A 12,262-nucleotide genomic window follows, 5' to 3' on the forward strand; every position below is an offset into this window, starting at 1 on the left:
TTATAAGAGTTTCACCTCGTTAGTTGGCAAAGATTTTGGCATAATATTTCTTTCCCTCAACGATATCGATATACCTGCTAAGGCTTTATGTCAAAAACTTCTTTATTGTTTGCTGCTGATGGCAAATTATCCCAAGCTATAGATGGATTTACTCCTCGTCAAGCGCAAACCGATATGGCGGTGGCCGTTGAAAAAATTATTCAAACAAAGTCCCCCTTGATAGTTGAAGCCGGCACAGGCACAGGTAAAACTTTTGCTTATTTAGTTCCAGCTATGCAGTCCGATAAAAAAACCATTGTGTCCACCGGCACCAAAAATTTACAAGAACAATTGTTTCATCGAGACTTGCCTGTGGTTAAAAAGGCCTTAGGGGTGAATCGAAAAACCGCTTTGTTAAAAGGTCGGGCTAATTATTTATGTTTACATAGACTCAAACAACAAGGTGCTCATAATACCTTATTAGACAAGCAAACTTTATCTGAGTTTACTCAGGTTCGAACTTGGTCTTCTAGTACAAAAACAGGCGACATGGGGGATATGAAAACCTTAGCAGAAGATGCCAAAGTATTGCCTTTTGTGACATCTACTGCAGATAATTGTTTAGGTAAGGATTGCCCAGATTACGAAGATTGCTTTATGGTTAAGGCGCGGCGTAATGCACTGGATGCCGATGTGGTAGTGGTAAACCATCATTTATTTTTTGCTGATATGGCGTTAAAAGATACGGGATTCGGAGAGCTTATTCCTGAAGCTGATTTAGTGATATTTGATGAAGCCCATCAAATTCCCGATATTGCCAGTGAATACTTTGGTGAGAGTTTGTCGAGTAGGCAATTACAAGATCTCAGTCGAGATATTGAAGTGGTGTATCGCACCACTTTAAAAGACGCCAAACAATTACAAAGTGCAGCGGAAAAATGCAAACTGGTTGCGGCAGATTTACGCATATTATTACCCGAGCAACCGCAAAAAGGTAACTGGCGAGTAATGCTTCAACAGGATGAAGTACAAACCCAAATTAGTAAGTTAACCGATAGCTTAAATATTTTATATGAAGTGATTAAGCTCCATATTGGTCGGGATAAAGATTTAGATAATATTTATGAACGTGTGTGTGAAGCTAAGGGCAAATTAGCTCGTTTAACTGATGTCAGTATATTAGGTGTGAGCTTATGGTATGAAACTACTATGCGCCATATTATGCTGCATTTAACGCCACTGAGTATCGCGCAAAAATTTGCTGACTTTATAGCTGAGCCTAAGCGTAGTTGGGTGTTTACCTCTGCAACTTTGATGGTGGATGGTGGTTTTAGCCATTTTCAGCGGCAAATGGGTTTAGATAAGGCGCAAACATTGTCTTTAGATAGCCCTTTTGATTATCCGAATCAAGCCATGTTATGTGTGCCAAGGTTTTTGCCAGAGCCTAATGCTCGAGAAATGCGTAGCACGTTATTAGATATTTCGATCAAAATAGTCAAAGCGAGTCGAGGTAGATGTTTTCTACTATTTACCAGTCACGCCGCATTGCGGGCCATTGCTAGCCAACTTGAAGATAAAATAGATAATCCTATTTTGGTTCAAGGTACTACCACTAAACGTGCTTTACTAGACAGCTATATAGCCAATAAAGACGCAGTTCTATTAGGCACAGGGGCTTTTTGGGAAGGTGTAGATGTTAGAGGGGATGACTTAACTTGTGTGCTCATTGATAAATTACCTTTTGCTTCACCTGATGATCCTTTGCTGCAAGCTCGTATTGAAGATTGCCGAAAAGGTGGAGGAAATCCTTTTGCCCAGTTACAGATACCTCAAGCGGCCATTGCCTTAAAGCAAGGAGCTGGGCGATTAATCAGAGATGAATCAGACAAGGGGGTGTTGGTTATTTGTGATAATCGCTTAGTGACTAAAGATTATGGCAAAATATTTATGGGAAGTTTACCTGACATGCATAGAACACGAGACTTGCAAAAAGCGATGGACTTTCTAAATGACATATACCAAGACGAGACTGAAGTATGAATATATTAATTATTGAAACGGCTACAGAAGCGTGTTCGGTAGCTTTGCAAGTAGACGGGAAGCAATACAGTCTATTTGAAGTCTGTCCGCAACAACATAGCCAACGTATCTTGCCTATGGTTGACCAAGTTTTAAAACAAGCTGACTGTAAGTTGCAAGATCTAGATTATTTGGGATTTGGTCGAGGCCCTGGCAGTTTTACTGGGGTAAGAATTGCCACTGGCATTTTGCAAGGTTTAGCATTAGGTACTGGGCTTAAAGTGGTTGGCGTATCAACTCTTGCTGCCATGGCACAACAAGCCGCGGAACAACACAATGTAAGCCAAGTATTTTCCGCGATTGATGCCCGTATGTCTGAAGTGTATTTTGCACAATATGAGATACAAAATGGTGTGATGCAATTAGTAGGTGAAGAGCAAGTATTACCGCCTGAGTCTGCTCAATCTTTAATAAAAATTTCTGAAAATAGTATTGGAGTGGGTACTGGATGGACCGCTTACCCTGAGTTAAATGCGGATAAAACATTGGCTATTGCTGCTGATATCTTGTATCCAGATGCTAAGTATATGCTAGCAATTGCGGAAGCAAATATTGCTGATGGCAAGGCTGTAGAAGTCGAAGAGGTGACACCTGTATATTTGCGAGACAAAGTAACGTGGAAGAAACTGCCGGGGCGAGAGTAGGCTGGGCGAGAGTAAACCGAGGTAAGCAGGCTGAGAGTAACTCATCTTAGAGTCGCCAAGCCTAGAGTCACTCAATTACCTAAAACTCGAGCTCTCGTTCTTGATTGAAAAATGGAACAATTCTTGTATTACTCCCTTTGGACGGCAATTTTCTGCCGTTCGATAAAGGTATTTATTTTATATTTTTTTAAGGAATAAGTTTTTTGTCAATTGACTCTTTTTCATCCAATGCTGTGAGAGTGCTTGAAGTACCTCGTCATTCGCGGGATAAACCCCGTGATGTAAAGAGTGTCAGTGACAAAAATGAAAACCCATCTCAATCCCAAGTTACTATCATTCGCCCTGGTGACGAAGAAAGTCTAAAAAAAGCTGAAACTTTTCGTAGTAAAAGTCAGTCTCATTCAGGTAAGACTTTAATCGAGCAACAGGCAATTGATGCCTACCAAAGTATTGAAAAAGATCAACAGCGGCAGAATATTCAAATGTTATTGGGTGTTGATACTTTCGTTTAATAAATCTGTTTCGCATATTTATCTATACTCAAGACACTTTGTGGCGTTGTTTTAGAGATTTACCTTGATCTATTTTTAACTGCTGCGAGTATATATTTGTAAGGTTAACGTTAAATATTTATAACGTTTCAGTTATCATTAACGAGTAATTTATATTTTTAAGGGCATGTATGTTTATCCGAGTATGTTTATTTTTTAGTGCTTTATTTTTAGCTGGTTGTGCAACTTTCCCTGAAAAATTACAAGTGGCCGATCCCAGTCAACTAGTGACTTATCAAGACGCTGCGTCTAAAGCTGAACAAGTTAAAGGCAAGTCGATCCGATGGGGGGGAGCCATTGCTAAAATTGAAAATAAAGAAGAATCGACCATTTTAGAAATGGTTTATTATCCGTTAACCAGTTATGGCAGACCCATTTCAGCAGATGAAAGCATGGGGCGTTATCGTATACATATAAATGGGTTTATGGATCCTATGGTGTATCAAGTGGGCCGTTTAATGACCTTTACAGGTGAATTACAAGGAGTAGAAAATGGCTTAGTGGGAGAGCACAAATATGTGTTCCCAAGTGTTGTAGGTACTAATTATTATTTATGGAAAAAATTACAACGTATTGATATTAGCCGAGTAGATATTTGGCCTCATGATTATTGGTTCAACTACTATCCCCGCCCGTATCGTAGTCGCTTGATTATACGTAGCTCTAATAACAGCTCGAGCAACGGCCAACATTCTGGAAGTGTGTCGCGGCCTAGTACCTCTCGTCCAAGTGGTGCCAGTACTTTGCCTAAGCCAGTTCGTGGTTCAAAAGAAATCAGATAATAAGCTGCAAAATACTGCAGCATCAGGCAATAATTGTAAGAGCGAGCGGCAAATCATTGCCGCTTTTTTTATGGGGAATGTAAAATAAACAGCAAAGGAAGCAAAAAGGAAATAGTGTGCAACAAGAGCTAGAATTTCAGTTACGCCATTACAAAATAACCGCAATCGGTTTGGGGGATCCGAATAAACCTATGATCCTCGCATTACATGGCTGGTTAGATAACGCAGCGAGTTTTGTGCCTATTGCCAACTACTTAGTTGATTATTATATCGTTGCTATTGACCTTGTTGGCCACGGAAAATCTACTCACAGAAGTGCCGATGCCCATTACCATTTAGTTGATTATGTGCATGACGTACATGAATTAGTCACCAGTCAAAAGTGGTCTCCTTTTATTTTGATGGGACACTCCATGGGGGGCATTATCGCTTCCTTATATGCCAGTACTTTTAATTCCAATGTACAAAGTTTGATTTGTATCGAGTCTTTTGGACCTATGACCAAGTCAGCCACAAGCAGCCCAGAACAACTTCAAGACGCTATTTTAAGTCGTTTAAACTCGCAAAGCGCAAAACTTAAACCCTTGAAAAGTTTACAAGGCACAGTAAAAGCTAGAGCTATGATAGGTGAAATGAGTTTTAGTTCGGCAGAGTTACTAATCGAACGTAACCTTAAAAGGCAAGATGAGCAGCTCGTTTTTAGCTCAGACAAACGTTTACGTACCTTATCATCCTTACGAATGACTGAAGAGCAGGCAGAGGCGTTTATGGGTAATATTCAATGTCCGGTTTTAGTTATTAGTGCCATTCAAGGTTTCGAGTTCGTCAAGCAAGCTATCTCTGATAGGTTAGGCTGGGTGAGCAATATTCAGCATAGTAGTTGTGATGGTTTTCATCATTTTCACATGGATAATCCAGCCAGAGTAGCAGAGCAAATGGTGAATTTTTTAATCGGTAATTCAGGCATTAAATAAATGTTAACCAGTTGTTGATTTATCTTTGGTGCTTCTTTAGGTATTATACTGGTCGGGCTAGTTGAGACTGGTCAATATAATACTCGAAAGTCTTGGTGTGTAAGCAAACGTTTAGACCAAGTTAATGCCTGGAGGCACAGTGGAAAAAATTTGGTTAAAAAGTTATGACTCTGCAGTTTCAGCTGAAATCGATCCTGATCGTTATTCATCTTTAGTTGACGTGTTTGAGCAGTCAGTGGTTAATTTTTCAAATAAAACCAGTTATATCAATATGGGTAAAAGTATCACTTTTGCCGAATTAGACGTTTTAAGTAAAAGTTTTGCAGCTTATCTGCAACATGCTGGTTTTAAACCGGGCGATGCAATTGCGGTGATGATGCCAAATTTAATTCAATATCCAGTGGCTTTATTCGGTATTTTACGAGCCGGCATGACAGTGGTGAATGTTAATCCTTTATACACAGCGCGAGAGCTACAACATCAACTCAAAGATTCAAATGCGCAAGCTATCGTGATTGTCGAAAACTTTGCTCATGTGTTGGACGAAGTGATAGATCAAACTGAAATTAAAAAGGTTTTACTCACTTCTTTAGGCGATATGTTGTCACCGCTTAAAAAAGTATTAACTAATTTTGTGGTTAAACATGTAAAAAAAATGGTACCTGCTTTTGATATTCAAGGTGCCGAGTCTTTTTTATCTGCGTTAGAAATTGGCAAAAACAAAACTTATACTCGGCCACAAATACACACCGAGGACTTAGCCTTTTTACAATATACAGGTGGTACCACAGGCGTGTCTAAAGGGGCAATGTTAACCCATAGAAATATGCTGGCCAACTTAGAACAAATTTCACAGCTATTAAAACCTATTATTGAAGAGGGTAAAGACTTAGTAATAACGGCTTTGCCCCTTTATCATATTTTTGCTCTACAAGTTAATTGCTTAACTTTTATCAAATTTGGTTGTTCTAACTTATTGATTACCAATCCAAGAGACATGAAAGGCTTTGTAACCGAAATAGCCAAATACCCATTCACTATTTTGATCGGTGTTAATACCTTATTTAATGGATTATTGAATACACCAGGGTTTAATAAATTAAATTTCAAAAATATGAAGTTCGCTTTAGGTGGCGGGGCGGCTGTACAAAGATCAGTGGCTGAAAAATGGGCTCAAGTCACAGGCCAAGTATTACTTGAGGGATACGGTTTGACTGAGTGTTCGCCTGTAGTAACGGTTAATCCTCCGCAGCTAGAGGCTTATAACGGCTCAATAGGCTTACCCGTTCCCTCGGTTGATATCAAGCTGGTTGATGATGAAGGTAATGAGGTCGCACAGGGTGAATCCGGTGAAATGTTAGTGAAAGGCCCTAACGTGATGAAAGGTTATTTAAATCGTCCTGATGCTACAGCAGAAGTGATAAAAGACGGCTGGTTGGCCACAGGCGATATTGCTAGATGTGATGATGATGGTTATTTTTATTTAGTTGACCGTAAAAAAGACATGATCTTAGTATCTGGTTTTAATGTGTTCCCGAATGAAATTGAAGATGTGTTAGCCATGCACGAAGACATAGTTGAAGCTGCTGCGGTAGGCGTTAAACACGATGTATCAGGGGAAGTGGTAAAAGCATTTGTGGTGGCTAAAACCGATATCTTGTCAGAGAAAGAAGTGATAGATCATTGCCGAAAACATCTAACTGGTTATAAAGTACCGAAAAAAGTTGAGTTTAGAAGCGAGCTTCCTAAAAGTAATGTTGGTAAGATACTACGTAGAGAATTAAGAGAGTAAATTGCTCTTTAAATAGTGTTTTAATTAAGGCCGACTCTCTTGTCGGCTTTTTTATGTTTTGGATATACATGCAATATACTTTTATTACCGATGATCAAGCTCTTAATGAGTTTTGTTTGCAAGCCAGTCAAGTCGAAGCCATAGCTGTTGACACAGAGTTTGTGCGTACCCGCACCTTATATCCTAAATTGGGTTTGATTCAAATATATGACGGTCAGCAGTTAGTGTTAGTTGATCCCTTGTGTATAAAAGATTTTTCAGCACTCAAAGCGTTATTAACTAATCCAGATGTGGTCAAAGTATTACATTCTTGTTCAGAAGATCTAGAGACCTTTTGGCATGCATTTAAGGTGATGCCAGCGCCTATTTTTGATAGTCAATTTGCCGCCAGTATTGTGGGCATGGGCACTTCGTTAGGTTATGCCAAGTTAGTTGAACAAATGTTAGGTGTAATAGTAGATAAAGGGGAGTCTAGAACGGATTGGATAGCTAGGCCACTACGAGAAGAACAATGTGCTTATGCGGCCAATGATGTGTTGTACTTGTTTCAATTATACCCAGAGTTAAAATCTAAGGTAGAAGCGCAAAATAAGTTAGCTTGGGTTTATTCAGAGATAGAGTTGTTGTCCATTAAAAAACAAACTCCTATGCCATTGGAAAATGTTTATTTAGGCATGAAAAACAATTGGAAATTAAGTGGGCGAGCAGTTTTGATATTACGTAAACTCGCCGCTTGGCGCACTGCCACAGCACGGACACGAGATATGGCATTAAACTTTGTGGTTCGAGAAGAGCACCTAATTGAAATCGCCAGGCAACAGCCCTTAACTAAGAATGCACTAAGAGATATACAAGGCATGAATCCCCATGAAATAAGAATTCATGGGGATGCTTTGGTTGAGATAGTTACAGATTGTCAGCAAACTGATCCTAAACTTTACCCGCCTAGAGTGGAACGTTTGAATGATTTTGAAGAAAATAAAAACACGGTCTCTGCGGTACGTAAGATTTGCGCCGATATTGCAGCAAAAAATGACATCCCAGTTGAGCTGGTAGGTTCTAAAAAACAAATTAATCAATTATTAAAATGGTGCTGGTTTAACACTGATGAAACTCGTGCATTAAAAATGCAACCAGACTTGATTAGTGGCTGGCGTAAACCATTATTTGAATCCGCGTTATTAAAGGTTCCTAGTTTGAAATTAGCTCAAGCTTTAGCTAAGGAGGCCAGTTAAATGTTGTGCGCCGTATATAAAAGCAGTAAAAAACAAGAAACTTATTTGTACGTGCCTGGTAGAGATGATTTTTCGAAAGTACCCAAAGAATTATTAGCCACCTTCGGTACGCCCCAATTTTTAATGATTATGCCTCTAAAAGCAGACCGTAACTTAGCTAGGGTAGATATTAATAAATTACGTAGCGAATTAAAGTTACACGGTTTTTATTTGCAGCTGCCTCCTCCAACCGAAAACTTATTAAAACAACATCTTAAAACCATCAACCAAGAGAACCAATAGAGGTATTTGTGAAACGGATTAAAATTCTCATTTTATTTAGTGTGGTTTTTAGCAATATACTTTGGGCTAAACCAAGCTTTGATGAATATGTATTAGATTTAAAGCAACAAGCCATTGCAAAAGGTTATGCGTCGGATTTTGTAGAGCAAGCGTTTTCCCAAGTTAAGTTAAGAGAAACGGTAGTCAAAGCGGATAAAAATCAACCTGAAACTAAAATTACCTTAGATAAGTATTTGGCTACTCGAGTTCCTGATTGGAAGGTTCAAAAAGCAGTAAAGTTATTGAATGAAAATAAGGCGATATTAGATAAAGTTGAACAAAAGTTTGGTGTGCAAAAGCGTTTTATTGTGGCGTTATGGGGTAATGAAAGTAACTTTGGAAGTATACAAGGTAAACACCCGGTGATTTCTTCTTTAGTTTCTCTTGCATATGATGGGCGCCGAGAAACCCTATTTAAGAAACAATTGTTTGCCGCTTTAGATATTTTGCAACAAGGGCATATAAGCCAAGACAAATTTGTAGGCTCTTGGGCTGGGGCTATGGGGCAAAGTCAGTTTATGCCTACGTCATTTTTAAATTACGCGGTAGATTTTGATGGCGATGGTAAAAAGGATATTTGGCAAAATAAAGCCGATGTATTTGCCTCTATTGCCAATTTTTTAAAGTCTGAAGGCTGGAGTGATAAATACACTTGGGGTCGCCAAGTAAAAATTCCCGACAATTTTGATTTAAGTATGATTGGATTACAACGAGATGCGTTTAAACCGCTCAGTGAGTGGCATAAATTGGGCGTTACTCGTTATAGTGGAGATGATTTACCACAGGCTAATCTCTCTGCTTCTTTACTTGCTCCTGATGGACCTAAAGGGCGAATTTATTTAGTGTATGAAAACTTTCATACCTTAATGAAATGGAATCGCTCAAGTTATTTTGGGGTGTCAGTGAGCTATTTGTCAGATCGAATTAAAAAAGGGAGTTAATGACATAATGCGTTATGAACATACCGACCAGTCAGGAAACAAGATTGACTTACCTGTGGGTAAAGTTGTCTGTGTTGGCCGCAATTATATGTTGCATATTCAAGAGCTGAATAATGAAGTGCCCAAGCAACCTTTATTGTTTATGAAACCCGCTACCGCCTTATGCCCAGTAACAGAAAATGTGGTTATTCCTAAAAATCTAGGTGAATGCCATAACGAATTGGAAGTGGCTGTGTTAATTAATCAAAAGTTAACGTCTGCCACGGCAGCGCAAGCGTTGACGGCTATTTGGGGCGTAGGGTTGGGACTCGATCTGACTTTACGAGATGTCCAAAGTCAACTAAAAAACAAAGGCCAACCTTGGGAGAGAGCTAAAGCTTTTGATGACAGTTGTCCTATGTCGCACTTTATTCCTCTAGATCAAATCAAAAACTTAACAGACATTGACTTTAAATTAACCGTAAACGGTGAGACAAGGCAAGAAGGAAACACTAGAGATATGATGTTTCCTATTCTAGAGTTAATTATAGATATCACTAAACAATTTACTCTGCTGCCTGGAGATATTGTTATGACAGGCACACCTAAAGGTGTAGCCGCGCTCAAAACAGGTGAGCAGCTAACTTTAGAATTAACCGATAAGTTCACTGTCACTACGCAGATTATTTAACCTAGGATATGTATAACGAATATATGAATTATTCCTTTGAGCACCAAGTTGACAAGCCTAATCAAATCTTAATTTGTGAGGCGTCAGGTGAGGTAAATACCGCGCCTGAAATGGAAAATATGTTGAAAAATATCATTAAGTTAAGCGGTAAAAAACAGCTTAACAAAGTGGTATTTGATGTCACGGCTTTACGTGTTAATTGCTCAAGTATAGAAATCTCCCAGTTTTTAATCGACATGGTTGAGTTAAATTTGTTAGGCGACATCAAAATAGCCCGTATTACATTAGGTATACAAAACAGTCATAATTTGATTGCCGAAATAGCCAAAAAACTACATTTACCTATTCGAAATTTTGAATCTAGAAGCGACGCATTAATCTGGTTGTTATACAACAACCCCGCTACACAAGAAGAGTAAAACGTGAATAAATTTTGGGAAACAAAAAGCCTAGAACAAATGGATCAACAAGAATGGGAGTCACTTTGTGACGGCTGTGCTAAATGTTGTTTACACAAATTTATTGATGACGAATCTGTTGTTGATGCCGCGCCAACAGATTACCTAAGTCAAGGCGAGAAAATTCATTACACCAATATAGTATGTGGCTTATTAAACACTAAAACTTGTAGTTGTACCAAATATAACGAACGTACTAAGTTAGTACCAGAGTGCGTAAAGTTAACTAAAGACAACTTGCAGGAAATCTTCTTTATGCCACCAAGTTGCAGTTACAGACGATTACACGAGGGCAGGGGATTACCTAGTTGGCACCCTCTGTTAAATAAAGGTAAAAAGTCGGCTATGCATAAAAATGGTATGTCTGTAAGGGGTAAAACGGTTTACGATCATGATGTAGAAATGGAAGATTTTGAAGACTACATCGCCTTGTGGCCAATGGAAGATCTGGATTAGTTATTAAGAGACTAAAAGCATTTACTCCACAAACTTTCCGTCGCGATAAAATCAAAAGTATGGCTACACCAACAACTTACTAATATTGTAAATAAGCACACTAATATTGAATTTGTCCAATAATACCATTTCACCTTGATATGTGATCACTCAGAATGCGTCCAGCGGATTTTGATTAAGGCGTCGCTATGCAGTAATGGTTGTTCCCTTTCAAATAGCGAGAACGCAAAGCAAAAACCCGCTGGGGCATTCCTTTCAGGCGAGTTTTAAAAGGGCTTACTCTATGTTGCATGACTTCGAAAGAGAACCACTATTCCTTCAGTCATGCGCCTTGATTAAGACCTTTTAAACTCTCGCTGAGTGACTACATATTAAGATGGAATGGTATAAGAGCAGATCGCGGACATTTTGGAGTATTTCTCCATCTACCTTTTGCTTGATAAACAAAAAACAGTTATAAAAGAGGTATGTATAGGTCGTGTAAAAATATGGCCTGAATTATGTACGACATAATGGGGTGTTTAAACACGACCTTATGTCGCACACTAAATTGTTAGCAGTTTCGATGAATCAATTTAATCTTCAGCAATTACATAAAGAAGCAAAAATAAGATACCAAGATGGTGAGTTCTTAAATAAGAAAAGAACCTCTGACTCAGGTTATCTTCTTATGCTGTTAGCTTTTGAACTACAGCTAAAAGCTGCTTTATACATTGATAAAGACCAAAATAATACGACTCACAAATACTATCCAATATACTGCACGTTAAGTAAAAAATTAAAAAACGATATCATTGCTAATGCACAGATTCATTCGCAAGTCTTTGATATCAAAAATAGAATAAAAATCATACTAGAGTCATATTCTTATAATTTTGTGCGTTTACGTTATCCGTATCAATCATACGAAAATTTCACTGAAGAAGAATATCGAGAATATACCGAACTATATTCAGAGTTAGGATTTCCTGATGGAGAAGCTGAATTTGAATATTACCCAAGAGAGCTGTATGGTTTGTACAAAGCACTTGAGGAGTTTGTCGGTAAAAACTGCTAACAAGCTGTTAAACAAGGACAGAAAACAGTTGGTTTTGCTCCTTCGTCGCTAATTTTAACCAACTATTTTTTGCCTGTTAACAGGGCGTTGAGGCTGTAGAAAAAGTCTATTTTTGTTTGATTTTCGTACAATCAATCCTTCCCTCAGATCGTGGTTTGTGATCAAATAGATATTATCAATTCGGCAAAGGATCCTTGGTGATGCCACGTTTTATTCCTCTTAATTATCAACAAAATACCATGGTTATTATCAACTATTTAGACCAACTTCAGGCGGGCACGTTTGAGTATGCTATTCATCATTTGATTGAATCGAAGTTGGAT

13 protein-coding genes are annotated in these 12,262 nt (G+C 38.5%); all 13 read left to right on the forward strand.

What is annotated here, in order from left to right:
• The first annotated feature begins 87 nt into the window (after positions 1 to 87).
• Positions 88 to 2,019, forward strand: coding sequence for a DNA repair helicase YoaA (yoaA, locus tag L0668_RS16735; protein WP_235313869.1), 1,932 nt, complete (start codon positions 88 to 90; stop codon positions 2,017 to 2,019).
• A complete protein-coding gene (tsaB, locus tag L0668_RS16740) occupies positions 2,016 to 2,702 on the forward strand; it encodes a tRNA (adenosine(37)-N6)-threonylcarbamoyltransferase complex dimerization subunit type 1 TsaB (RefSeq protein WP_235313870.1) in 687 nt (228 codons plus the stop codon). The genes yoaA and tsaB overlap by 4 nt, the downstream gene beginning before the upstream one ends.
• 203 nt (positions 2,703 to 2,905) lie before the next feature.
• Positions 2,906 to 3,214, forward strand: a complete 309-nt coding sequence (locus L0668_RS16745) for a hypothetical protein (RefSeq protein WP_235313871.1) — start codon at positions 2,906 to 2,908, stop codon at positions 3,212 to 3,214.
• A gap of 170 nt (positions 3,215 to 3,384) precedes the next feature.
• Positions 3,385 to 4,035 carry a Slp family lipoprotein gene (locus tag L0668_RS16750; protein WP_235313872.1) on the forward strand — a complete coding sequence of 217 codons (651 nt, stop codon included), beginning with the start codon at positions 3,385 to 3,387 and terminating at the stop codon, positions 4,033 to 4,035.
• 116 nt (positions 4,036 to 4,151) lie between these two features.
• Positions 4,152 to 5,009: an alpha/beta fold hydrolase gene (locus tag L0668_RS16755; RefSeq protein ID WP_235313873.1), complete on the forward strand. Its 858-nt coding sequence runs from the start codon at positions 4,152 to 4,154 to the stop codon at positions 5,007 to 5,009.
• Positions 5,010 to 5,148: 139 nt separating this feature from the next.
• Positions 5,149 to 6,801 carry a long-chain-fatty-acid--CoA ligase FadD gene (gene fadD, locus L0668_RS16760; RefSeq protein ID WP_235313874.1) on the forward strand — a complete coding sequence of 551 codons (1,653 nt, stop codon included), beginning with the start codon at positions 5,149 to 5,151 and terminating at the stop codon, positions 6,799 to 6,801.
• Between the two features lie 68 nt (positions 6,802 to 6,869).
• On the forward strand, positions 6,870 to 8,036 hold the full coding sequence (rnd, locus tag L0668_RS16765; protein ID WP_235313875.1) for a ribonuclease D: 1,167 nt from the start codon (positions 6,870 to 6,872) through the stop codon (positions 8,034 to 8,036).
• On the forward strand, positions 8,037 to 8,318 hold the full coding sequence (locus tag L0668_RS16770; RefSeq protein WP_235313876.1) for a YcgL domain-containing protein: 282 nt from the start codon (positions 8,037 to 8,039) through the stop codon (positions 8,316 to 8,318).
• Positions 8,319 to 8,326: 8 nt separating this feature from the next.
• Complete coding sequence (locus L0668_RS16775; RefSeq protein WP_370659911.1) at positions 8,327 to 9,298, forward strand: lytic murein transglycosylase; 972 nt, start codon at positions 8,327 to 8,329, stop codon at positions 9,296 to 9,298.
• 7 nt (positions 9,299 to 9,305) lie between these two features.
• Positions 9,306 to 9,968 (forward strand): fumarylacetoacetate hydrolase family protein, encoded by a 663-nt coding sequence (locus tag L0668_RS16780; RefSeq protein WP_235313877.1) that lies wholly within the window; start codon positions 9,306 to 9,308, stop codon positions 9,966 to 9,968.
• A gap of 23 nt (positions 9,969 to 9,991) precedes the next feature.
• The gene (locus L0668_RS16785; protein ID WP_235313878.1) at positions 9,992 to 10,387 is read left to right on the forward strand and encodes a hypothetical protein; all 396 of its coding nucleotides are present in this window, start codon (positions 9,992 to 9,994) and stop codon (positions 10,385 to 10,387) included.
• Positions 10,388 to 10,390: 3 nt separating this feature from the next.
• Entirely contained in the window at positions 10,391 to 10,882 is a 492-nt protein-coding gene (locus L0668_RS16790; protein WP_349815651.1) for a YcgN family cysteine cluster protein, read from the forward strand.
• A 535-nt stretch (positions 10,883 to 11,417) separates the two neighbouring features.
• The gene (locus L0668_RS16795; protein WP_235313879.1) at positions 11,418 to 11,939 is read left to right on the forward strand and encodes a hypothetical protein; all 522 of its coding nucleotides are present in this window, start codon (positions 11,418 to 11,420) and stop codon (positions 11,937 to 11,939) included.
• The last annotated feature ends 323 nt before the right edge of the window (positions 11,940 to 12,262 follow it).

This window comes from Paraglaciecola algarum (assembly GCF_021532655.1).
GTDB lineage: Bacteria > Pseudomonadota > Gammaproteobacteria > Enterobacterales > Alteromonadaceae > Paraglaciecola > Paraglaciecola algarum.

Excerpts from the sequence above, each read along its gene's own strand:
- tsaB (WP_235313870.1), top strand. The coding sequence starts at position 2,016 with ATGAATATATTAATTATTGAAACGGCTACAGAAGCGTGTTCGGTAGCT.
- L0668_RS16770 (WP_235313876.1), top strand. The coding sequence starts at position 8,037 with ATGTTGTGCGCCGTATATAAAAGCAGTAAAAAACAAGAAACTTATTTG.
- L0668_RS16750 (WP_235313872.1), top strand. The coding sequence starts at position 3,385 with ATGTTTATCCGAGTATGTTTATTTTTTAGTGCTTTATTTTTAGCTGGT.
- L0668_RS16785 (WP_235313878.1), top strand. The coding sequence starts at position 9,992 with ATGAATTATTCCTTTGAGCACCAAGTTGACAAGCCTAATCAAATCTTA.
- rnd (WP_235313875.1), top strand. The coding sequence starts at position 6,870 with ATGCAATATACTTTTATTACCGATGATCAAGCTCTTAATGAGTTTTGT.
- yoaA (WP_235313869.1), top strand. The coding sequence starts at position 88 with ATGTCAAAAACTTCTTTATTGTTTGCTGCTGATGGCAAATTATCCCAA.
- L0668_RS16780 (WP_235313877.1), top strand. The coding sequence starts at position 9,306 with ATGCGTTATGAACATACCGACCAGTCAGGAAACAAGATTGACTTACCT.
- L0668_RS16795 (WP_235313879.1), top strand. The coding sequence starts at position 11,418 with ATGTCGCACACTAAATTGTTAGCAGTTTCGATGAATCAATTTAATCTT.